Annotated in this window: 21 protein-coding genes; 10 read left to right on the top strand and 11 right to left on the bottom strand. The window is 40.0% G+C overall.

The features are described 5' to 3' along the window. Positions 1-117: 117 nt before the first annotated feature. Together murI and FY048_RS10415 are read right to left on the bottom strand one after the other, a co-directional pair. Positions 118-984, bottom strand: a complete 867-nt coding sequence (gene murI / locus FY048_RS10420; RefSeq protein ID WP_446091073.1) for a glutamate racemase — start codon at positions 982-984, stop codon at positions 118-120. A gap of 46 nt (positions 985-1030) precedes the next feature. Continuing rightward, positions 1031-1642: a DUF1285 domain-containing protein gene (locus FY048_RS10415; RefSeq protein WP_004794931.1), complete on the bottom strand. Its 612-nt coding sequence runs from the start codon at positions 1640-1642 to the stop codon at positions 1031-1033. 186 nt (positions 1643-1828) lie between these two features. Here FY048_RS10415 and FY048_RS10410 point away from each other — a divergent pair, with 186 nt between their 5' ends. Then, complete coding sequence (locus FY048_RS10410) at positions 1829-3541, top strand: 4Fe-4S dicluster domain-containing protein (RefSeq protein WP_446091072.1); 1713 nt, start codon at positions 1829-1831, stop codon at positions 3539-3541. Positions 3542-3582: 41 nt separating this feature from the next. On the opposite strand, the gene FY048_RS10405 is transcribed toward FY048_RS10410, so the two are convergent. Both FY048_RS10405 and tusA read right to left on the bottom strand, forming a co-directional pair. After that, on the bottom strand, positions 3583-4110 hold the full coding sequence (locus FY048_RS10405; RefSeq protein ID WP_446091071.1) for a hypothetical protein: 528 nt from the start codon (positions 4108-4110) through the stop codon (positions 3583-3585). Positions 4111-4194: 84 nt separating this feature from the next. After that, the gene (gene tusA, locus FY048_RS10400) at positions 4195-4452 is read right to left on the bottom strand and encodes a sulfurtransferase TusA (protein WP_002053527.1); all 258 of its coding nucleotides are present in this window, start codon (positions 4450-4452) and stop codon (positions 4195-4197) included. Between the two features lie 185 nt (positions 4453-4637). Here tusA and FY048_RS10395 point away from each other — a divergent pair, with 185 nt between their 5' ends. Both FY048_RS10395 and lnt read left to right on the top strand, forming a co-directional pair. Next, positions 4638-5477 (top strand): HlyC/CorC family transporter, encoded by an 840-nt coding sequence (locus FY048_RS10395; protein WP_004794939.1) that lies wholly within the window; start codon positions 4638-4640, stop codon positions 5475-5477. After that, complete coding sequence (gene lnt, locus FY048_RS10390) at positions 5474-7033, top strand: apolipoprotein N-acyltransferase (RefSeq protein ID WP_446091070.1); 1560 nt, start codon at positions 5474-5476, stop codon at positions 7031-7033. Before FY048_RS10395 ends, lnt begins: the two co-directional genes overlap by 4 nt. Position 7034: 1 nt before the next feature. Here the strand turns inward: lnt and FY048_RS10385 are convergent, their stop codons facing one another. Further along, positions 7035-7373 carry a tRNA-binding protein gene (locus FY048_RS10385; protein WP_446091069.1) on the bottom strand — a complete coding sequence of 113 codons (339 nt, stop codon included), beginning with the start codon at positions 7371-7373 and terminating at the stop codon, positions 7035-7037. Positions 7374-7609: 236 nt separating this feature from the next. On the opposite strand from FY048_RS10385, the gene FY048_RS10380 reads away from it, so the two are divergent. After that, positions 7610-7870, top strand: a complete 261-nt coding sequence (locus FY048_RS10380) for a DUF2798 domain-containing protein (protein WP_446091068.1) — start codon at positions 7610-7612, stop codon at positions 7868-7870. Between the two features lie 61 nt (positions 7871-7931). On the opposite strand, the gene FY048_RS10375 is transcribed toward FY048_RS10380, so the two are convergent. The 3 genes from FY048_RS10375 to gspF all read right to left on the bottom strand — a co-directional run bounded on the left by FY048_RS10375 (position 7932) and on the right by gspF (position 10359). Next, positions 7932-8276, bottom strand: coding sequence for a hypothetical protein (locus FY048_RS10375; protein WP_446091067.1), 345 nt, complete (start codon positions 8274-8276; stop codon positions 7932-7934). A 269-nt stretch (positions 8277-8545) separates the two neighbouring features. Further along, on the bottom strand, positions 8546-9130 hold the full coding sequence (gene gspG / locus FY048_RS10370) for a type II secretion system major pseudopilin GspG (RefSeq protein ID WP_446091066.1): 585 nt from the start codon (positions 9128-9130) through the stop codon (positions 8546-8548). Between the two features lie 23 nt (positions 9131-9153). Then, positions 9154-10359 carry a type II secretion system inner membrane protein GspF gene (gspF, locus tag FY048_RS10365; RefSeq protein ID WP_252610575.1) on the bottom strand — a complete coding sequence of 402 codons (1206 nt, stop codon included), beginning with the start codon at positions 10357-10359 and terminating at the stop codon, positions 9154-9156. 148 nt (positions 10360-10507) lie between these two features. On the opposite strand from gspF, the gene FY048_RS10360 reads away from it, so the two are divergent. The 6 genes from FY048_RS10360 to FY048_RS10335 all read left to right on the top strand — a co-directional run bounded on the left by FY048_RS10360 (position 10508) and on the right by FY048_RS10335 (position 17889). Then, positions 10508-12736, top strand: coding sequence for a primosomal protein N' (locus FY048_RS10360; protein WP_446091065.1), 2229 nt, complete (start codon positions 10508-10510; stop codon positions 12734-12736). A gap of 76 nt (positions 12737-12812) precedes the next feature. Continuing rightward, a complete protein-coding gene (locus FY048_RS10355; RefSeq protein ID WP_446091064.1) occupies positions 12813-14657 on the top strand; it encodes a monovalent cation:proton antiporter-2 (CPA2) family protein in 1845 nt (614 codons plus the stop codon). A 163-nt stretch (positions 14658-14820) separates the two neighbouring features. Beyond that, positions 14821-15696 carry an Hsp33 family molecular chaperone HslO gene (hslO, locus tag FY048_RS10350; protein WP_446091063.1) on the top strand — a complete coding sequence of 292 codons (876 nt, stop codon included), beginning with the start codon at positions 14821-14823 and terminating at the stop codon, positions 15694-15696. Positions 15697-15833: 137 nt separating this feature from the next. Further along, a complete protein-coding gene (locus FY048_RS10345; protein ID WP_446091062.1) occupies positions 15834-16445 on the top strand; it encodes a LysE family translocator in 612 nt (203 codons plus the stop codon). A 146-nt stretch (positions 16446-16591) separates the two neighbouring features. Continuing rightward, positions 16592-17548 carry a DnaJ C-terminal domain-containing protein gene (locus tag FY048_RS10340; RefSeq protein ID WP_446091061.1) on the top strand — a complete coding sequence of 319 codons (957 nt, stop codon included), beginning with the start codon at positions 16592-16594 and terminating at the stop codon, positions 17546-17548. 11 nt (positions 17549-17559) lie between these two features. Beyond that, a complete protein-coding gene (locus FY048_RS10335) occupies positions 17560-17889 on the top strand; it encodes a chaperone modulator CbpM (RefSeq protein WP_016139411.1) in 330 nt (109 codons plus the stop codon). A gap of 230 nt (positions 17890-18119) precedes the next feature. Here FY048_RS10335 and FY048_RS10330 read toward each other — a convergent pair whose 3' ends face one another. The 3 genes from FY048_RS10330 to rpsO form a co-directional block, all read right to left on the bottom strand. Next, the gene (locus FY048_RS10330; RefSeq protein WP_446091060.1) at positions 18120-19331 is read right to left on the bottom strand and encodes a magnesium transporter CorA family protein; all 1212 of its coding nucleotides are present in this window, start codon (positions 19329-19331) and stop codon (positions 18120-18122) included. A gap of 85 nt (positions 19332-19416) precedes the next feature. Next, complete coding sequence (gene pnp / locus FY048_RS10325) at positions 19417-21504, bottom strand: polyribonucleotide nucleotidyltransferase (protein ID WP_446091182.1); 2088 nt, start codon at positions 21502-21504, stop codon at positions 19417-19419. Between the two features lie 258 nt (positions 21505-21762). Continuing rightward, on the bottom strand, positions 21763-22032 hold the full coding sequence (gene rpsO / locus FY048_RS10320; protein ID WP_002114951.1) for a 30S ribosomal protein S15: 270 nt from the start codon (positions 22030-22032) through the stop codon (positions 21763-21765). Positions 22033-22240: the final 208 nt, after the last annotated feature.

Genomic DNA, 22240 nt, shown 5'->3' with positions numbered 1-22240 from the left:
ACAACACCCTTTCGCCCCACGATCTGTATGTGACTTAAAATCAGCCAAGATCATGAACCGCCCCAAATAAAATAATAAATATAAAAAAACACTATTTTCTAAATGATATCAAAAAGATCAGTTCAGATTATGAAGTGTCCAAGTTAACTCTTGTGGAATCATATGTTGTAAAACTGGTTGCAATGCCTCGGCATTATTACCGCTGACATAACATTCAATACGTGCAACATTCTGACCTATTTGGTCACATAATAACGCATTTTTTATTAAAATACGGGCTGTTTGTCGAGCAACGGCTACCCCTGAGTCAACCAGTGTGAATTGGTTATCAAAAAGATGATGAATTGCTTCATTTAAGAAAGGATAATGCGTACAACCGAGCACTAAATAGTCTGCACCTTGCTCAGCGGCAGGCTGTAAAACCTCTTTTAATGCGTTTAAACAAGCCTCACCCATTTGCTGTCCCGCTTCCACACAAGGAACAAGTTCGAGGTTAGTTAACGTCATCACTTTAACACCTGCCGGAACAGCAAACTTCTCGACAACATCTTTAATGAGTTGCCCACGAAAAGTAGCAGGTGTTGCCAACACGGCAACCACTTTAGAACGTGTTTGCAATACGGCAGGTTTTAATGCTGGAACTAAACCAACAATTGGAAAGTGTTCACCATAATGTTCACGTAAATGGTCAAGGCTAAATGCTGAAGCGGTATTACAGGCAACCACCGCAATTTTACAACCTTGGCGGTATAACCAATCGACTGCGCGAGCTGTGAGCTCTCTAATTTCTTCATCAGAACGTGGGCCATAAGGAACGTAGGCTGTGTCGGCATAATACACAATACGTTCATTCGGCAAATATCTGGCTATTTCTGCTGCAACCGACATTCCGCCAATTCCCGAATCAAAAATACCAATTGGGGCATCTGCTGATGCTTTAGGCATAGGTTCTAGATTGGTAAATAGAGGTTGTATGGCGGTCATAGCTGTACTGAAGTGTCAGAAAATTTCACTTCCTAAAGCTTAAACCTCAAGTGCCTAATTGCAAGAGCAAATTACCACTTTTTAACTCTAAAACGGTTTCACCATTCTCTTTTTCGATGAGTGTTCCATAGTTCACTAAGTGATAAAAAGACTGACGTTGAATAAGCGCATTAATTCCAAAACGAACATGCACATAAGGACGTAACTCCCCTGCATATTCACGCATAAAAATTGGATGTTCTGCATCAACCAAAATCACATCTTGATTGGTCGTGGTCAGTTGTAAAAATTGATCACCTGAAATTTCAACTTGATCGACCTGATTGACTAATAAAGGTTCATCTTCAACCTCAATTTCAATTTGTTCTACGGGGGTTTTCAGGTAGAATTTCCCTTCTTCTTTCCATAGGACTTTGGTAAATAGATCTAATAGAGCTTGGCGCTTAATTAATTGACCTTCGTGCCACCATTCTCCATTGGCTTTAACCGTCAAATCCATTTTGCCGCAATGCTTTGGATGCCACTGCTCTAAAGGTGGAATTGACCTTTTGTGACTTTGCTGTACACCTTTTAAGTATTGTGCAATGTTCATTAAGTTTTTATCATCAGATAACGGTATTTTTCCCATATCCGATGGGGAATTATTTTGATTTACCATAGTTTATGCCTTGCTGACGAAAAAATATGACGACTCAGCCAATTGGCTAGATCATGGTTTAAAACTATACTAGCCAAAACGATAAAAGGCACAATAGCATATTTGCGCCTATGGATTAAAACACTCACGGCAGCACCGAATTTCTGAATATGACGGTTGCCACCTTTAAGTATTGAGGAGTCCTACATGGAACACATCGAACGTGAATCGATGGAGTTTGACGTTGTCGTCGTAGGTGCAGGACCTGCCGGTCTGTCTGCTGCGATTAAGATCCGTCAATTAGCGATTGAAAATAACTTACCCGATCTTTCTGTTTGTGTAGTTGAAAAAGGCTCTGAAGTAGGTGCGCATATCTTGTCTGGTGCTGTGCTTGAGCCACGTGCCATCAATGAACTTTTCCCGAACTGGAAAGAAGAAGGCGCACCGCTAAATGTACCTGTAACTGAAGACAAAACTTTCTTCTTACTTTCAGACACTACCTCAAAAGAAGTACCTCACTGGATGGTACCGAAGACATTGCACAATGACGGCAATTATGCGGTTTCACTCGGCAATGTGGTTCGCTGGTTAGGTCAAAAAGCTGAAGAACTAGAAGTTTCTATCTTCCCTGGCTTTGCTGCATCTGAAGTGCTTTACCATGAAGACGGTACTGTAAAAGGTATTCAAACTGGCGACATGGGTATTGGTAAAGATGGCGAACCAACGCATAACTTTACTCCAGGCTATGAACTTCACGCTAAATACACTCTCTTTGCTGAAGGTTGCCGTGGTCACTTAGGTAAACGCCTCATTGCGAAATACAACCTTGATAAAGATGTTGATCCACAACACTACGGTATCGGGATTAAAGAGCTTTGGGAAATTGACCCAGCAAAACATAAAGAAGGCTTGGTCATGCATGGTGCAGGCTGGCCATTGGCTGAAACTGGTTCTTCTGGTGGTTGGTTCTTATATCATATTGAAAATAACCAAGTTAGCTTGGGTATGATTATTGATCTATCTTATGAAAATCCACACATGTATCCATTTATGGAAATGCAGCGTTGGAAAACTCATCCACTGATTAAACAGCATTTAGAAGGTGGTAAACGTATTTCTTACGGTGCACGTGCTGTAGTGAAAGGCGGTTTCAACTCATTACCTAAATTGACATTCCCAGGCGGCTGCTTAATTGGTGATGATGCTGGCTTCCTGAATATGGCTAAAATCAAAGGCTCACACACTGCCATGAAATCAGGCATGTTATGTGGTGAAGCTGTATTTGAAGCGATTGCTGCCGGTGTAGAAAAAGGCGGTGACCTTGCGATTGCACGTGTTACTGAAGGTGAAGATTTATTCACTAAAGAATTAACTTCATACACTGAAAAATATAATAATTCTTGGTTAAAAGAAGAGTTATATAACACCCGTAACTTTGGCCCAGCAATGCATAAATTTGGTCAATGGATTGGTGGTGCATTTAACTTTATCGACCAAAACGTCTTTAAAGTGCCATTCACTTTACATGACTTGAAGCAAGACTTCGCTGCATTGAAAACTGTTGATGCAACTAGCTTTAAGCCAAACTATCCAAAACCGGATGGCAAACTTACATTTGACCGTTTATCTTCTGTGTTTATCTCAAACACTGTACATGAAGAAAATCAGCCAGCTCACTTGAAGCTTACTGATCCGTCAATTCCAGTGAACGTAAACTTACCGAAATGGGATGAGCCTGCACAGCGCTACTGCCCTGCTGGTGTTTATGAAATCATGGAAGATAATGATGGCTCTAAACGCTTCCAGATTAATGCAGCAAACTGTGTTCACTGTAAGACTTGTGACATTAAAGACCCATCTCAAAACATCACATGGGTAACGCCAGAAGGCGGTGGTGGTCCAAACTACCCAAATATGTAATTCCTTAAAAAAACTCCCCTCACTTGAGGGGAGTTTTTTTATTAGAATATCTTCGATTTTTTACTAAATACCATAACTGTTGATCCAATGGCTGTATGTGCAGCACCATAGTCCTGATGAATCTCAATTCGATAATCATCACATTGATAGATATATTTATTATTCTTTTGCACCCAGCCTTTTTGGGGAACCTTAAATGTATTGAGAATTCTGTTTTTAAAAAGATCTAAATCCGTCTCATAACTTGCCATAGGGCCATCAAGAAAACTTAAACTGAATGAATTGATTACTTCAGTATCTAGATCATAAGCAATATGATTAACCCAACTGACGCCTGCTTTTTTGATCTGTGGATCAACTCCATCGGCAAACTCTAGTTGGTAATTATTTCCTCCTAACACCACTTGTTTCACTGTAGGGTGAAGCTTTTGAAACTCACGTATATTTTGTCCAACTCTTAAACCTGCGACATTCATGGTTTGTACAGGAATTTCACAGGGTTTTGCGCATGCAATTGAACTGAACAAAATACAAAAGGTAAACCCTAAGCATAAAGGAGTACTTTTCATCTTTATGTCCTGCAATGAGGTATGTTGATTGTTTTAGTTTTTATTAGACTCAAGCCCATGATGCTAAAGCTTTGGACATTTGCTTTAGCCCTTTTTCACCAAGTAATGAAATTCTTTATGACCATTTTCATCTAAGCGTTCTTCTTGCAAAAGCAACTCATGGCCTAAATGCATACAAAACTTAGGAATATCCCACGAAGTCGAATTGTCTGTTGCGAAGACCTCAACCACATCCCCAGATTTAGATTTACGGATGGCTTGATGCAACATCATGACAGGTTCCGGACAACGTAAACCACGCGTATTGAGTTGTACAGTAGGTGAAATGGGTTGCTCTGACATAACAAACTCGAACAAATAGAATTTTCACATTTTAGCATAAACAAATTACTGCGCTGTTAACTGTAACTGGCTTTTACATAACAATATACGTTTTGTCTTTTAGCTTGTTTTATAGATGCATAAGCATGTTTTCTTCGGTATGATTCAAAGTATTCATTTGATAGATTGAGTCTTTAGGAAAGATCATGCAAGAGGAACCAAGTCCGTCGTGGGGAATGCGCGGCTTACGAAAATGGTTAGGCACAGCACCAGAAACCCGTGATGAATTATTAAAATTAGTCCAAAATTCACGTCGCTTTTTAGAACCAGATACTGTTGCCATGCTTGAAGGTGTTCTTGACCTTCCAGCTACAAAAATTCGTGAAGTCATGACACCACGAACAGCAATGATCAGTTTGCAAGAAGATGATCAGTTACTTGATATTCTTGATGTACTGGTCGAGTCTGCTCACTCACGCTTTCCAGTCTTTTCTTCTGATCAGCCTGATAATGTTGTCGGGATTTTGCTCGCAAAAGATTTACTGCCGTTTCTAACCGAACCGAATACCAAAGTCGATATTCGAGTTCTTATGCGTCAGCCTTTATTTGTTCCAGAAAGTGCGCGTTCCGATCAGGTTCTACGTATGTTGAAACATACTCAGACTCACATTGCTATTGTGATTGATGAATATGGTTCAACAGCGGGTCTTGTTACGCTCGAAGATATTCTTGAAGAAATCGTTGGCGAAATTGAAGATGAACATGACACTGCTGATGAAGATGCTCAGTACATTGTTCCTGACAATGACCACACAGTAGCAAATGCATGGATGGTGCAAGCACTTACACCAATCGAACATTTCAATACTGTTTTAGATGCTGATTTTTCTGACGATGAAGTAGAAACTGTCGGCGGTTTATTGCTTCAAGAGATTGGTCTTGTAAGTGATTTACAAGGTCAAACTGTTGAGCTTGGAAATTGGTTATTTACAATCGTTGAAGCAGATGCCCGCACTATTCATCTGATTCGAGCTGTACGTCAATGAGAGCATACTTTGAAAAGCTGTTAGATTCTTCGCAACAACAAAAACAGCTTCCTTTAATTTTTCCTTTACTCATTGCTTTATTTTCAGGTGCCGTGTTCAGTTTTTCACTGGCACCTTATTATTGGTGGTGGTTGGCAATTTTATCTCCAGCCCTACTCTATGCATCGCTCCATAAACGTTCAGCCAAACAAGCATTTGTTATTGGTTGGAGCTATGGCTTCGGTTTATGGTTTGTGGGGGCTTTTTGGCTCTACACTTCCATCCATGTATATGGCGATACCAATGCTTTTCTAAGCGTGGGTATGATTGCTATTATGGCCCTGCTTATGGGCTTATTTACCGCACTTCAGACTTGGGTTTACCGACGTTTCTTCCCTGAAACACCCCTGACTTTTGCACCGCTCTGGATTGTTTTCGAGTGGGCAAAAACTTGGGTATTTACAGGTTTCCCATGGTTGTTTGTAGGTTACGCTTTTACTGAACGTTTACTCGATGGTTATGCACCATTATTTGGTATCTATGCAATTTCCTTCGTCGTCATTGTATTAGCATGTGCTTTAGTTGAAGTTCTGCGCAAGCGTATTTTCTGGGTTATCCCGTCTGCCCTATTAGTTTTGGGCGCATGGGGAGCATCATATATACAGTTTGTAAAACCTAAAGCCACTAAGCCACTTAGCGTTTCGCTCATTCAAGGTAACATTCCACAAGATTTAAAATGGCTGACTGAATATCAAGTTAGAACATTAGAAATTTATGCTGGTCTGACTCAATCTGAATGGGGCCGTGACCTGATTGTATGGCCTGAATCTTCAATTCCGCTCTTCCAAACTGACATTGAACCGTTTTTGGATGCAATGGATGCACAAGCTAAAAAGAACCACACTGCATGGGTAACTGGTGTTCCTTACTGGGATGTTACCAAATCACATGAAGTGGGTAGCCCGCTGTATTACAACAGCATTATGGCTTCTGGTAGCGATTCAAGCGGTCTCTATAAAAAGCAGCGCCTCGTACCTTTTGGTGAATATATTCCACTATCGGGCTTACTCTCATGGGTATTACCAGCCATGCAAAATGATATTAGCATGAGTGGTTTTTCACGTGGCGAGAGTAACCAGAAACCACTCATGATCAAAGGGCATGCGCTTGCTGCTGCAATTTGTTATGAAGTGGCTTACCCGAACCTTACCCGACGTAATGCAGAAGACAGCGACTTTTTAGTGACTGTATCTAATGACGCTTGGTTTACAGGTACTGCTGGGCCATGGCAACACTTACAAATGGTGCAGATGCGAGCGAAAGAAAATGGTCGCTGGTTTATTCGTGCAACCAACACAGGTGTAACAGCTTTTATTGATCAAAATGGTCATATCACTGAACAAGCACCGCTCGATAAAGAGTTTGTCTTGAGAGGTGATTTACCTGCTATGCAAGGTCAAACCCTTTACAACCGTTTAGGTGATTATCCAGTTTTAGGGTTTGCAATATTACTGCTGATTTTAGGTTGGGTGTATCGTCCACGTAAAGTTGACGTTTCTTTTAAATCCCGCCGCTAATTTACAATAACTTTGTACCCAGAGGCACTTCAAACTCTGGGATACAAAGTGCTACATCCCCATCTGCATTATGAAATCCTGTCACCAAACATTCTGACTGAATAGGTCCGATTTGTTTTTTAGGGAAATTCACTACAGCAACGACTAACTTACCAATCAAATCTTGTGGCTGATAAAGTTTAGTAATCTGCGCACTCGATTTACGCACCCCTAACTCTTCACCAAAATCGACATGCAAAATATAGGCAAGTTTTCGTGCTTTTTCGAAAACTTCAGCTTCAATAATTTTACCCACGCGAAGCTCTACCTTTAAAAAATCATTCCACTCGATCTGTTCCACTTCGTCTTCTTTATATTCATAAACTTTTAAATAAAAAACATATAATATTCAAAAATAAAGTATTCCTTTATTTTTAGTTTGAAAATTTCATGTTAAATTAAATCCGCTGATTAAAAAGCCGTAAACGTTTACGTCAATCAACGTGCCAATATACGTCCACCAATGCATGAAGCTATTTCTTCAAAATATTTTTATATTTTGAATGGCACAGGCGTTTGTTTGTTTACGGAGTCAAAATGAAAAACCAAAAAACTTTATATAATTTTAAGAAACTTCCAAGTCGCTATACAGCTATTGTTTTACCTTTTCTTCTATCCATCATTATGACTTTTGTAGTTTCCATGGTCAGTACTTTACGAAGCCTAGGATTGGAGCAATTTTCTATACATATCTGGATGTCTGCATGGGCAATTTCTTGGTTAATTGCTTTTCCAACGCTACTCTTAGTCTTACCTGTTGTCCGTAAAATCACTGCACTTTTGGTACACCCTGTTTAAAAGAAATAAAACGTAGATGTTTAGTCTACGTTTTATTTAAAAATTTGGTTTTAAAATATCATTAAAAAGCGATCGATAATTGCAGAGATAAATATGCAACTAAACTCGATAAAAAGACCATCGGTACATAACGATAAGCTTTAAAAAGCAATTGCTCATATTTAGTAGATATTTGTTTAGCTTGCCAGACGCTCGCTTTTAATGCAGTAAAGAAGCTCACCATTAACCACGCACTCACAATACTTAATGCGAAGAAACCAATCATAATTTGGCTACTGCCTTCTGTACTCAGCCATAGCTTTAATGAAACTTCAGCGATTGGCAATAGACCCAAAATCAATAGGACAGACTTGAGCATTACCCAATGAAACTGAGTCAGTTCATCTAATATGAGAAATGCTTTCATTTAATCTCTCCTTTTAATTAAATAAAGTGCTTTTTATTTATTATGCAAAGCTTTCTTTTAAATATATAGCTTATTTTTCTCTACATTTTAACTTTCTTGTAACTATTAAATATGGGAATAATTCTTATTATAAATCTCAAATATCATCATTAATTTTAATTTATATTTTTCATGTAGTTATTATATTTTTCCTGATTAAGAAAGATTATCAATTCGTACTTATCGGTTTATCTTTTTAAACGAATTGATAATCTCTATTATATTTTTAATTAAGGTTGATAATAAATATCTGCATCATTGCCCTCACCACCATCTTTGCCATCTGCTCCAAATGAGTACAAATCAAAAGCTCGACCATCTGCCCCTGGAATGACATATTGAACATCATTTTTCCAGCTGTCTTTAGGATAACCACCTTTTACATAGCCACCCGGCATCCAGTTTTTCGCTGTTGCAGGCTGATTAACCAAAGCATCTAGTCCACCTTCTTGCATGGTTGGGAAATGTCCGTTATCGAGCTTGTACTGATCTAAAGCACCTGCCACACCTTTTAATGTAATTTGGGTAGTATCAATTTTAGCTTTTTCACTACGCCCCATGACATTTGGTACGATTAACGCTGCTAACACGCCTAAAATTACAATCACGACCATGACTTCAATGAGGGTAAAGCCTGAGGCATGTTTCATTCGAGCACCGCTCGAACGTGCCGCAAGTCCGAAAGCTACGCTTGAGGAGCAAACATCTGATGCAGAGCTATGCTCGGAATAGCACGTTGGCTCAAACTGATTTGAAACCGCAGATTCACTATGTTGTTCCATCGCGGTTTCGCTTTGAATATTTTTTACTTTCATCATTATCTCTAATATCAAAGTTATTAAATCATATTGTTCATATTTACGATTGGTAGCATAACCGCGATTACAATAACCAGTACAATGCTTGCCATTAGAACCAGCATAAGTGGTTCAAGTAATGCCAGTAAGGTTGAAATAAATGTTGTAACCTCACGGTCTTGCATGGTCGATGCACGTTCTAACATGCGGTCCAGTTCGCCTGATGCCTCACCACTTCGAATCATTTGTACCATCATTGGTGGGAAATAACCACTGCGCTCAAGCTGTGTACCCAAGTTACCACCTTCGGTAACACGCTCAGCTGCATGGGCAATTGAATCGCGTATGACCCAATTACTGGTCACTGCTGCACCAATTTTTAAAGCATCCACCAAAGGCACGCCGGAACGCGTCAAAATAGATAAGGTACTGGCAAATCGTGCAGAATTAATACCACGTGACAATTTACCGAATAATGGCAATTTGAGTGTTAATCGATCAAAAGCGTAATGCCCAGCAGTGGTTTTTAAAAATCTTACGAATGCGACCACTCCCACAACTGCAAAAATAATAATAAACACCCAAGCATGCCGAATAAAATCACTGGCTTTCATTAAAGCAACTGTAATCCACGGTAGAGCATCTTTGCTTTGGTCAAATGTTTTTACAATTTCTGGCACAACATAAGTCATTAAGCCCATCACAATACCAAAAGACATCAGCATTAAAATGATTGGGTAAATCATGGCACCTTGAACTTTTTTTTGCATTGCAGAACGGTTTTCGGTGTAATCCGAGAGCTGATCTAAAATTAGATCTAAATGCCCCGAACGCTCACCTGCTGCGACCGTTGCAATATAGAGGTCAGGAAACCGTCCAGATTGCTGCATCCCTTGTGCAAGCGAATGCCCTTCTAAAACGCGAGAACGAACAGATAATAAAAGATTTTGCACATGCGGTTTTTCACTTTGTCTGCTCACCGCACGTAATGCTTCTTCTAGAGGAATTGCTGCTGCAACCAAAACAGAAAGTTGTCTGGTCATGAGTGCCAAATCATAAGCACTGAACTTTTTTTGAAATAACCCCTGACTCTGATGTTTATCTTTTTGTTCAACAGGGTCAACGCTAATTGGTGTCCATGCTTTATCGCGTAATTGTTGGCGAATCTGGCGTGCTGAGTCTCCCTCAAGCACTCCTTTTTGCTGCTTCCCTGAAGCATCAATGGCAGTAAATTGATATGCAGGCATGGTAATGTTCTAATTTTCCAAAAATAATAGTCGCTGCTGTTGCATCTATGCTACGCAATCATTCATATTCGTTCTATAGCCTGTGTAGAATACCCAAGTCCTCTTCACGACGCTATGCCGTTTTTTAAAATTGACGAAATGAGCCTCTATGACCATAACGCCAAAGCCTGATTCAGTTGTTTATCGTGTGCGTGTAGCCGTACCTGTGCATCTGTACGACACTTTTGACTATACACTCACCGAAGCACAATATGAACGGGCTCATGTAGGCTCACGCGTCGCCATTTCATTTGGACGCCAAAACCTGATCGGCATCATTACTGAAAAAGTAAATCCACTTGAGCCATTTACGGGCAAATTTCAACTTAAAGCCATTTCTGATCTTTTAGATGAAGAACCTATTTTAGATGAACAAGTTTTAAGTTTATTGACATGGTCTGCACAATATTACCAATTTCCAATTGGTGAGGTCATGCAAACGGCTATTCCAGCTTTATTGCGTCAGGGTAAACCGATGGATGTTTTATTCCATCTATGGAAAATCACTCCCTGTGACGATGTTGAAACTCTGCTTAAACGCTCGGTGAAGCAACAAGATGCCTATCAGATTTTAAAATTACATCCTGCTGGAACAACAGAAAATATTCTAAATTTAAGTGGTGTAGAAACTGCAACGCTTAAAGCGCTTCAAAAGAAAGGACTAGTAGACTGTACGCTCGAACCACACGACTTTAGCCCAACACCTGTTCAATTGGCACAAATGCCGCTCACGCTAAATGAAGATCAAAAGCAAGCGACCCAACATGTCATTAAAGCCCAGCATCAATACCAAGCATTTTTGCTAGATGGTTTAACAGGTAGCGGTAAAACTGAAGTTTATTTGCACATCATGCATGAGGTGCTAAAGCAAGGTAAACAAGTACTGGTGTTAGTGCCTGAAATTGGTTTAACCCCTCAAACTATTTCCCGTTTTAAATCTCGTTTTAACTGTGATATTGCCCTATTGCACTCTGGCTTAAATGACTCTAAACGCTTGCAAGCATGGCAACAGGCACAAACCGGAAAAGCGTCTATTATTTTAGGGACACGCTCTGCCATCTATACACCACTGCCACGTTTGGGCTTAATCATTTTAGATGAAGAGCACGACCTGTCTTATAAGCAACAAGAAGGCTTCCGCTACCATGCGCGTGATGTCGCACTGTATCGCGGTCATTTGCAAAGCTGCCCTGTGATTTTAGGGTCCGCAACACCAAGTATTGATAGTTATTATTTGGTTGAAACTGGCAAATTAACTGGACTGCAACTCAACAAACGTGCTGGACATGCACTTTTGCCTAAAATGCATTTGATAGACCTTAAAATTGTTAAAAAACAGCATGGAATTAGCCAGCCCCTTATTGAACAAATCAAACATACATTAGCTAGAAAAGAACAGGTTTTAATCTTTTTAAACCGTCGTGGCTATGCACCTGTACTGGTTTGTGAAAGCTGTGGATGGCAAGCAAATTGTCCACATTGCGACGCGCATTTTACTTTGCACACCCAACCTTATTCTTATTTACATTGCCACCACTGCGGAACCATTCATCGCCTACCCGATCATTGCCCTGAATGTCAGCAAAAAAGCTTAAAAACTTTAGGTGCAGGAACAGCTAAAGTTGAAGAGCACTTACAAGAACTATTTCCAGATCATGATGTGATTCGGGTCGATCGTGACAGTACCAGTCGTGTCGGAAGCTGGCAAAAAATCTACGACCGTATTCATCAAAACAAACCAACAATTTTACTCGGCACTCAAATGTTGGCAAAAGGCCATCATTTTCCACATGTCACATTAGTTGCCATTTTAGATATTGATGCAGGTTTACTCAGTGTAGATATCCGTGCGCCAGAACGTACGGCGCAGCTGATTGTACAAGTCGCTGGTCGTGCAGGTCGTGGTGAACACAAAGGTCATGTTTATTTACAAACCTTAAGGCCTGATCACCCACTACTAACCACACTCATCGAAAAAGATTATCGCGCGGTTGCCAAACAAACGCTGGCTGAACGTAAAGTTGCTTTGCTGCCGCCTTATCGCTATGCAGTACTGATACGTGCAGAATCTAAAGATCGAGACTATACCTTACAATTTTTAAATGAAGCTGCCGAGCAACTTCGTCAAGTGGCTGGTGAGATTGTTGATATTTGGGGACCTATTCCAGCCCCAATGGAACGTAAAGCGGGACGCTACCGTGCCCACATGGTGATTTTATCTGCCGACCGTGCTCGCCTACATTTTTACTTAAGACAATGGTGGTCTCAACTGGTTCATGCCCCAAGACAGCATCAACTCAGGCTATCAATTGATGTCGATCCGCAAGAATTTAATTAGATGATTTGAATATCATGGTGTGAAGAAGTCTTTTTGGCTTTACACTTAAAAAAGACTAATACATTCGAGGCAATGAATGTCATTCCTACTGCAAGCAACAATCTTTCTTGGAGCTTCTCTGATTTTAGTCCCTCTTGGCAAACGCCTAGGGATAGCAACAGTTTTAGGTTATTTATTTACAGGCATTCTTCTAGGTCCTAGTGTTTTAAATATTGCACATGACCCTGAAGCGATTATGGAACTTGCCGAATTCGGTGTCATTTTATTGATGTTCCTGATTGGTTTAGAACTAAGACCACAGCGGTTGTGGGAAATGCGTGACTCTATTTTTGTAATGGGAAGTCTGCAAGTCCTCATTAGCGGTGGCGTACTTATGCTGATCATACTATTACTCTTTAAGCAGCAGCTTTCTGTCAGCTTTGTCATTGGTTTTGCCCTTGCGCTATCTTCTACCGCTTTTGTATTACAGCTTCTGACTGAAAAGCAGCAGCTCAACACGACTTATGGTCAGCAGTCTTTTTCGATTTTGCTCTTTCAAGATATAGCGGCGATTCCCTTACTTGCCATCATTCCATTATTGGCAGGAACAGAATCAACCCATCACGGGATTGCTTATTTTGCGGCGATTATTGCAACCTTTACGGGCTTGTTTTTGTTTAGTCGCTATGTGATGCGTCCATTCTTCCGCTTTGTTGCCAAAAGTGGAGCGACTGAACTTATTACAGCAGTAGGATTATTTATTATTCTTGCCGTTGTCTTACTTATGGACACTTTAGGAATTAGCACCACGTTAGGCGCGTTCCTCACAGGCGTATTATTAGCAGATTCAGAATTTCGTCACGAAGTTGAAGCAAGTATTGCACCGTTTAAGGGTTTACTACTTGGCTTATTCTTTATGACCGTGGGTATGACTACTCAGCTGTCATTACTCATTGAAATGCCTTGGCTCATTATTGGTGGAGCAGTCGGCTTATTGCTCATCAAAACACTAATATTGACTGCCATTGCCCGCTATAAAAAATACAGTTGGAACAATAGTTTGCTATTGGGTACTTGCTTGGCACAAGGTGGTGAATTTGCTTTTGTAATTTTAAGCCTTGCAAAAAGTGAAAAGATTTTAACTCAAGCTCTATTAGAGCCAGTGACCCTTATTGTGACGTTGTCGATGGTTCTCACACCAGTGATTTACTGGATTATGGCAACTAAGATCATTCCTCTGTTTAATAAAGAACGTCCACCTGAATATGATGAAATTCCTCAGCAAGATAACCCGATTATCATTGCTGGTTTTGGTCGATTTGGACAAATTATCGCGCGTATTGCCCGCCTGCAACATTTGGGCTTTACCGCAATCGACAACAATCTTCATCAAGTCGACTTTGTTCGTCGATACGGCGGTAAACTTTATTATGGCGATGTGACTCAACCAGATTTACTGCGTTCTGCGGGTATTGAAAAAGCCAAAGTATTTATTTTAGCGATTGATGATGTTGAAGATTCAATGAATGTCGCTCGCCATCTTAGATTAAATTATCCAAACTTAAAGCTGTTGGCTCGTGCTCGGGACCGTCACCATGTACATCTTTTAAGAGATTTAGGCGTGGAATACATTTGGCGTGAGACGTATTTATCTTCATTAGGTATGGCTTATCGTGCCTTGCGAGAACTCGGTATCTCTGATGAACAAGCCTATAACAATATCGAAATCTTTCGGGATTATGATGAGAAATTGCTCCTACAGCAGCAAAGTATTTATACTGATGAACAGAAGATCTTTGAAACACATCGTAATGCCTTAGCCGAACTTGAGCATTTGTTTGAAAGTGATGCGCAGCAACAGGCCACATCAAAACACGATGTGAATTTAAAGCGTCATTTACAACCAAATCGCATCGATATTACACGAGATCATCTAGAATAACTTGAGATTTCAAAAAATGGCTATATTAAGGACTTATTCACATTGCCTAAATAATTGGACAATGGGCACAAAGCTGCCCCTGTCCCGCTTGCGGCTTCGCTGCATTTCCTAAGCTTGATTAAAACGAAATAGTTATACTCTGCTTAGGGCCCTGGAGAATATTATGTCTGATTTACGCCAACGCTTTTATATTGAGAACTTTCCAGTTCGTGGGGAAGTAGTTCATCTAGAAGAGGCACTACAAACTATCTTAGCTCAACGTGACTATATGCCTGCGGTTAAAATTCTGCTAGGTGAAATGTTGAGTGCGACTGCATTACTTGCAAGTACACTAAAAATCAAAGGCCGTATCAGCTTGCAAATCCAGGCTAGCGGCACCTTTAAGTGGGCAATGGCTGAATGTAATCATTTAGGTGAAGTTCGTGCTCTAGCAGATTACGAAACGGATCCACGCTTCATTGAAGCAACAGACAGCAGCACAGTTCTCGGCGCTTTAGTTAATCCAGTTTTGTTTATTAATATTGAACCGGAATTTGGCGAGCGTTATCAAGGAATTGTGCCGCTTGACCAAGTCACCTTAGCTGGTTGCCTCATGCAGTATTACGATTTGTCTGCGCAAATTCCAACTCGCATTGTGTTAGCGAGTACGACTAAACGCTCTGGTGGTTTACTCATTCAGCTTTTACCACGTCATAATGAAGAAGAGCAAAAATTGGTCGATGAAGATTTATGGCCACGCTTGACCATGTTGACCGAAACATTAAAAGCGGAAGAGCTCACCAATTTAGATGCAAATGAAATCTTATATCGTTTATATAACGAAGAAGAAGTTCGTTTACCAGAAATTGAAGCATTAAAATTTGGCTGTACATGTTCAAAAGAACGCTGTGCACATGCGCTTATTCAAATTGGTGTAGGTGCTGTTCATGAAACGTTAGAAGAACAGAACCCGATTCGTATGGATTGCCAGTTCTGTAATACTCAATACACCTTTACTGCTGAAGAAGCTTTAGCGTTATTTGGTGAACATTTGAGTTAATCTTCAAAATTTATAAAAAGGCGGATATACCGCCTTTTTATTTGTCTGTACTTTTGATGATAATTTTCAATATCTTATTTTAAATAAGATAATATAAGGCTACTTTATAGCCTAATAAATAAGATGCTCAAAACACCATGAATTATTTTGATTATTTTCTCTTTATTTTTAGCGTAGTTATTATGATTGCTACCCCCGGTCCTGTCATGATTTTAGTTGCCAGCGCTGGACTTAAAGGGGGCTATAAAAAAGCGCTTGAAACCATTTTTGGTACAAATTTAGCCTCTCTTGTCTTAATTTTTATTTCAGTGCTCGTTTTAAAGGGAGTGCTCAGTGTTAACGATAGTTATCTTAATATCATTCGTATTTTAGGCTGTCTATATATTGGTTATTTAGGTTTCAGTATTCTTAAAGAAGTGATTCAGGCCCCTCACCCAGAAGCGATACAAACAGTTTCAGCACAAAATGGCGGCTTTAAAAAAGGCTTTCTCGTCGGTATTTCAAACCCTAAAGATATTATATTTTTCTCGGCTTTCTTTCCGCAATTTGTCTCTATTACACCACAATTAAATTTAAGTCTAACCACCCTCACCCTGACATGGATCGTTTTAGACTTCCTGACATTATCTTTGGTTTATATATTTTTCCGTCGCCTTTCTAACAGTCATTTATATCCAAAAATATTAGGCCTATGCGGTTTATTACTTTTACTTATTGCACTTTACGGCTTATATCAAAGTTTCATCTAAATCATGAGAGGTATATACCTGATTTATCTATGCCTCTTCCTCTCGATTTTATTTTGGAATAGAACAACTCTTATACAATCTAGCTTATTGAAAACTTTAAAAATCGTTTCATAATGAAATAAACCACACCATCGTGATAAAACATTATGGCAAAAAATTATTATGAAGAATTAGGGGTTACACGCAAAGCCTCTGCTGATGAAATTAAAAAAGCTTATCGAAAATTAGCTCGTAAATATCATCCTGACATTAGCAAAGAAAAAGATGCAGAAGAAAAGATGCAGGCCATTAATGTTGCCTATGACACCTTAAGCAATGCCGAAAAAAAAGCTGAATATGACCAGATGTTAGATCACCCTCAAGGTTTCAATGACTTTGGTCAGGGTGCTGCGCAAGGCGGTTTTGATGGAGCACAGTTTTATCGCCAAGGCTTTACGGGTGGTGAGCAAGCAGACTTTAGCGGTTTTGAAGATTTATTTGGGCGCTTTGGTGCAGGATTTGGTGGTGGTCAGCAGCAACACCACAGACAACAGCGTAGTTATCGCGGTGAAGACCAACATGCTAGCATAGAGGTCGATCTTGATATTGCTTATCAGGGATCAACGCAACAAATTACCCTGCAAATTCCGACCGTGAATGCTTATGGCGAGCCTGAAGTTCAACGCAAAACCTTACAAGTCAAAATACCAAAAGGTATGAAAGAAGGTCAGCAAATCCGCTTAACTGGACAAGGACAACGTGGGATCAATGGCGGTGCCAACGGCGATCTTTATATTGAAATTCAGTACAAAGACACAGACCGCGTTCATGTTGAAGGTAGTGATGTATATTTGACTGTAGATGTGGCTCCGTGGGAAGCTGCGTTAGGTCAAGGTATTGAAGTAAAAACACCAGCTGGACCTTTAAATGTCAATTTACCTCACAATCCAAAACAAGGACAACAGCTACGTTTAAAAGACAAAGGGATACCAAATAAAACGCCAGGCCATCTCTATTTAATTTTAAATATTGTATTCCCACCAGCACATTCTGAAAAAGAAAAACAAGCCTATCAGCAACTGGCTGAAGCCTTCGCTTCATTCGAACCTCGTTCATCTCATTAGGGAGCAAGATCATGACAACCATTCATTATCGAGAAATTGTATATGACGGCCATACCTTTAGTGCGGAGGTCGTTGATGAACAATCTACATTTGATCTACAACAATTTGCTCAAGCTTGTGGTCAAAGCCCTGACTGGATTATTCAGTTAATTGAATATGACATTTTATCAGTCGACAATACACCTGAAGCACACCAATTTATGGGTGAAGATGTTGCCCGTGCTCGTAAAGCTTATCGTCTGCAACGTGACTTTGACGCAAGTTTGGCAGCAGTTGCGGTGATGCTAGATTTGATTGATGAAGTACAACAACTTAGAAAACAGTTGAAGCATTTTCATTAAGTTTTTTTGAAATCATATTTTCCGAGGTATAGCTTGAGCTAAAAGTCATCCTTGGCCTGCCCATTATCTAAATAGTATTGTTTTTGCAATAAAATTAGTTAAATGCTGGTAGTGAACAGGTTCTAAGGATGACAAATGCCTTTGGTTACTTTGGGCGAAACCAAAGTAACGAATTAGCTATAACTATTTGATATATTAATGAGAAGACTCCGTCGTGTAAAAATAAAAATTTATTTCAACCTAGTAATCTTTTCCAATTCCTTCACAGTCTGTTTAATCGGCTCATATTCCAAAAACCAAAATAAATTCATCCGATCTTGACGATGCTGCTGGGCTAACAAATCAATGACACTTTTTTCACCACGTCCAACCAAGTGCTGTCGGTAAAAATAGTACAACAGAAAAAGCGTACTAATCAGCATGGCACCCAGCATAATCCAGAAACCAACGGGTGATTTAAGACCAGGAATAAACTCAAAATTCATTCCATAAATGCCAGTTAAAAGGGTAAGCGGTGCAAAGACTGCCGTGATAATCGCAAGAATCCGCATGTTTTCATTAGTTTGGTTTGCAATTGCCGAGAAATGTAAATCAATAGCCGACTGAATTGCGCTACGTAACCGCAAAGTATGTTTCTGAATCCGTTCAACATGACTCATTAAATCATTTAAACGAACCAGTAAAATATCTTGAGAATTACGGATGTGACCACCAACGACATGGTGGTAATTCTCTACAATTTCATCCCGAAATTCTTGAAGGGTTTCGATTTGTTCTTCACATAAATTTTCGACCTGTTGAAAGGCCATATTTTCATGAAATAGTTGGTGCCATTGTTTAAAACGGCGATTACCCTGTAACAATTGTTGCTGCCAATGCTCGACTCTTCTCGTTAATGGCGAGCGGATATCAAGATAGCCATCAACCATACTATTTAACAGACGTAATGATAAATCGACGGGGGAATTCGGTAATTTACGGGTTTTGTTTTGTTCTTCTAACGTTTTACATAAGATATTTTCGAGACGTTGAATATAATTTTCAATCGACTTATTCCCCTGCTCGCGCACACTAATCAACACATCCGGCGTTAAAATAAAACTAATGGGTGTGGTCGCTAAACCAAAAACACTATCTTGTGATTCTGCATGTTTAATTTCATCGTCAGGTGTGACCAGCTTCTTAAAAATTAATAGGTCATATTCTTCAAGCGTATCAAATGCACAGGGATGTTCAATGTTGGCAATATCCCGCATATGAAATTCATTAATAACTACGCCTGAAAGCTTTTGAATCTCGTGTTGCCATTCTTCGTTATGGTTAACCACATCCGTTCTGACACTATCAATCCAGAAAAACTCCAGAACATGTTCACTATGCTGTTCACGGCTTAAAAAGACATAGCCGTCGCTTTGATGGCGATAAAAATAATAAACCTGCATACCACAACGATCTGTTTTTGTATTACTTGCATCATGCCATAAAAAAAGTCCGCATCAAGCGGACTTTTTCATGTCACCAGAACAATTATGCTTGTTCAATGTCTTTCATAGTCAATTTAATACGACCACGATTATCAACATCAGCAACTTGTACTTTCACTTCCTGACCTTCTTTAAGAACATCAGTTACGTTCGCAATACGTTCATTTGAAATTTGCGAAATGTGAAGAAGACCATCAGTACCCGGCATGATATTTACAAACGCACCGAATTCTACAATACGGATTACTTTACCGTCATAGATCTTACCTGGTTCAACTTCAGCAGTAAGTGCTTGAATTTTTGCAATTGCAGCACGCGCAGCAGCTTTAGTTTCACCAAATACGCGAACTGTACCATTGTCTTCGATATCAATCGCAGCCTTGGTCTCTTCAGTAATGGCACGAATCGTTGCGCCACCTTTACCAATAACATCACGGATCTTGTCTGGATTGATGTTAATCACTTCAAATGTCGGTGCATGAGCACTGATTTCAGGACGAGCGCGTGAAATCACTTTGTTCATTTCATTAAGGATGTGCATACGACCAGCAAATGCTTGGTTTAATGCAACTTCCATAATTTCTTCAGTAATACCTTCAATCTTAATGTCCATTTGAAGTGCAGTAATACCGTTTTCAGAACCTGCTACTTTAAAGTCCATGTCACCTAAGTGATCTTCATCACCTAAGATGTCAGAAAGTACTGCAAAACGCTCACCTTCTTTCACTAAGCCCATTGCGATACCAGCAACTGGTGCTTTAAGTGGAACACCCGCATCCATAAGTGATAATGACGCACCACATACAGAAGCCATTGAAGATGAACCGTTAGATTCAGTAATGTCAGATACAATACGAATTACATACGGGAAGCGGTCAGCAGCAGGAAGAACTGCTTGAACACCACGACGCGCCAAACGACCATGACCAATTTCACGACGTTTAGGACCAGATTCACGACCAGTTTCACCTACAGAGTATGCAGGGAAGTTGTAGTGCAACATAAAGTTGTCAGTTTTAGTACCTGACAATGTATCAACCATCAATGCATCGCGAGTATTACCCAAAGTCGTTGTTACCAACGCTTGAGTTTCACCGCGTGTGAACAATGCAGAACCATGCGCACGACCCAACACACCCACTTGAACGTCGATACCACGAACAGTTTTGGTATCACGACCATCAATACGTGGTTTACCTGACAAAATGTTGTCACGAACTGTACGGTATTTAAGGTCTTCGAATAATTCGTTTACTTCATCAGCAATACCAGTTTCGTCATTTTCAGGAACGAACTGAGCTACAGCTTCTGCATAAAGTGCATCAAGTGCTGCATAACGATCTTGTTTAACCGCAATCGTATATGCTTCAGAAATTTTAGCTTCGAAAGCTGCTTTTAATTGCTCAAGAAGAGCTTCGTTTTTGCTTGGAGCAACCCAAGTTGATTCAACTGCACCAGCAGCAGCAGCGAATTCTTTAATTGCTTGAACAGCAATTTGCATTTCGTCATGACCGAAAAGTACAGCACCTAACATTTGGTCTTCTGAAAGTTCTTTCGCTTCAGATTCAACCATCAGTACCGCAGATTCAGTACCCGCAACCACAAGATCAAGATCACTTTCTTTCAATTGTTCTTGGGTTGGGTTAAGAATGTATTCGCCGTTGATTAAACCAACACGTGCACCTGCAATTGGACCACGGAATGGAACATCCGCAATTGACATTGCAGCTGAAGCACCGATCATTGCAGCAATGTCAGCATCCATAGTTTTGTCAGAAGAAACCACAGTAGCTGTCACTTGGATTTCGTTATAGAAACCTTCTGGGAACAATGGACGAATTGGACGGTCAATAAGACGTGAAATTAAAGTTTCAGCTTCAGACTGACGGCCTTCACGTTTACCATAACCACCTGGGATACGACCCGCAGCATATTGTTTTTCTTGGTAGTTCACTGTTAACGGGAAGAAGTCTTGACCCGCTTTTGCTTTTGGTTGAGCAACAACTGCAACTAAAACAGTTACGCCGCCCATTGTAACTAAAACGGTATTTGCTTGACGTGCAACACGACCTGTTTCTAAAACAACAGTGTGTTGACCATATTGGAATTCTTTACGAACGATATTAAACATTGACATGTATTGTATTTTCCTAATTTTATTCTAGTGAGACCCCTAAGGTTTGGCATTCAGACTACAACTATTGGTAGATAAATGACAAAGCTTAGAAGCCATCACACTAGGCCAAAAATTTTAAATAATATTAAACGCAAAGAAGGAGCGCACAAGCGCCCCTTCTAAACATCACTTAACCTAAAATTAAGTGAAACTCTCTTTTCAGCGATAAAGCATTGCGACATGCGAAATAGCGAAAACAAAGTGAAAATCGAATTAACGACGTAAACCTAAAGCACCGATCAAAGCAGTGTAACGACCGTGGTCTTTACCATTTAAATAGTCAAGCAATTTACGACGTTGGTTAACCATACGAATCAAACCACGACGGCTGTGATGGTCGTGTTTGTGAGCTTTAAAGTGACCTTGTAAATCATTGATTTGAGCAGTCAATAAAGCTACTTGTACTTCTGGTGAACCAGTGTCATTTTCAGCGCGAGCAAATTTAGCAATGATCTCTGCGCGGTCTGCATTAGTTAAAGCCATTCGATTTCTCCGAGATGCTTAAAAAAGTTAACGATATGAATCAGTTGAGGCAACTGACTGCCGTGCATCACTACAGCAAGTTGTCTATTTTAAGGTATCTATGGGTGGATTGCAAAATTGTTTTCAGTAACTTGTCATTTTAGACACTGACACGAGCATCTTAACCCTGCACACTAGCTTTGAATAAAAAGAAAGAAGCGCGAGGGAC

Source organism: Acinetobacter sp. 1124_18A (assembly GCF_052824995.1).
This window is presented reverse-complemented; position numbering and strand designations above follow the sequence as displayed.

What these genes read in the sequence shown, in the direction of transcription:
- murI (WP_446091073.1), bottom strand. Translation starts at nt 984, where the DNA reads ATGACCGCCATACAACCTCTATTTACCAATCTAGAACCTATGCCTAAA.
- FY048_RS10415 (WP_004794931.1), bottom strand. Translation starts at nt 1,642, where the DNA reads ATGGTAAATCAAAATAATTCCCCATCGGATATGGGAAAAATACCGTTA.
- FY048_RS10410 (WP_446091072.1), top strand. Translation starts at nt 1,829, where the DNA reads ATGGAACACATCGAACGTGAATCGATGGAGTTTGACGTTGTCGTCGTA.
- FY048_RS10405 (WP_446091071.1), bottom strand. Translation starts at nt 4,110, where the DNA reads ATGAAAAGTACTCCTTTATGCTTAGGGTTTACCTTTTGTATTTTGTTC.
- tusA (WP_002053527.1), bottom strand. Translation starts at nt 4,452, where the DNA reads ATGTCAGAGCAACCCATTTCACCTACTGTACAACTCAATACGCGTGGT.
- FY048_RS10395 (WP_004794939.1), top strand. Translation starts at nt 4,638, where the DNA reads ATGCAAGAGGAACCAAGTCCGTCGTGGGGAATGCGCGGCTTACGAAAA.
- lnt (WP_446091070.1), top strand. Translation starts at nt 5,474, where the DNA reads ATGAGAGCATACTTTGAAAAGCTGTTAGATTCTTCGCAACAACAAAAA.
- FY048_RS10380 (WP_446091068.1), top strand. Translation starts at nt 7,610, where the DNA reads ATGAAAAACCAAAAAACTTTATATAATTTTAAGAAACTTCCAAGTCGC.
- FY048_RS10375 (WP_446091067.1), bottom strand. Translation starts at nt 8,276, where the DNA reads ATGAAAGCATTTCTCATATTAGATGAACTGACTCAGTTTCATTGGGTA.
- gspG (WP_446091066.1), bottom strand. Translation starts at nt 9,130, where the DNA reads ATGAAAGTAAAAAATATTCAAAGCGAAACCGCGATGGAACAACATAGT.
- gspF (WP_252610575.1), bottom strand. Translation starts at nt 10,359, where the DNA reads ATGCCTGCATATCAATTTACTGCCATTGATGCTTCAGGGAAGCAGCAA.
- FY048_RS10360 (WP_446091065.1), top strand. Translation starts at nt 10,508, where the DNA reads ATGACCATAACGCCAAAGCCTGATTCAGTTGTTTATCGTGTGCGTGTA.
- FY048_RS10355 (WP_446091064.1), top strand. Translation starts at nt 12,813, where the DNA reads ATGTCATTCCTACTGCAAGCAACAATCTTTCTTGGAGCTTCTCTGATT.
- hslO (WP_446091063.1), top strand. Translation starts at nt 14,821, where the DNA reads ATGTCTGATTTACGCCAACGCTTTTATATTGAGAACTTTCCAGTTCGT.
- FY048_RS10345 (WP_446091062.1), top strand. Translation starts at nt 15,834, where the DNA reads ATGAATTATTTTGATTATTTTCTCTTTATTTTTAGCGTAGTTATTATG.
- FY048_RS10340 (WP_446091061.1), top strand. Translation starts at nt 16,592, where the DNA reads ATGGCAAAAAATTATTATGAAGAATTAGGGGTTACACGCAAAGCCTCT.
- FY048_RS10335 (WP_016139411.1), top strand. Translation starts at nt 17,560, where the DNA reads ATGACAACCATTCATTATCGAGAAATTGTATATGACGGCCATACCTTT.
- FY048_RS10330 (WP_446091060.1), bottom strand. Translation starts at nt 19,331, where the DNA reads ATGCAGGTTTATTATTTTTATCGCCATCAAAGCGACGGCTATGTCTTT.
- pnp (WP_446091182.1), bottom strand. Translation starts at nt 21,504, where the DNA reads ATGTTTAATATCGTTCGTAAAGAATTCCAATATGGTCAACACACTGTT.
- rpsO (WP_002114951.1), bottom strand. Translation starts at nt 22,032, where the DNA reads ATGGCTTTAACTAATGCAGACCGCGCAGAGATCATTGCTAAATTTGCT.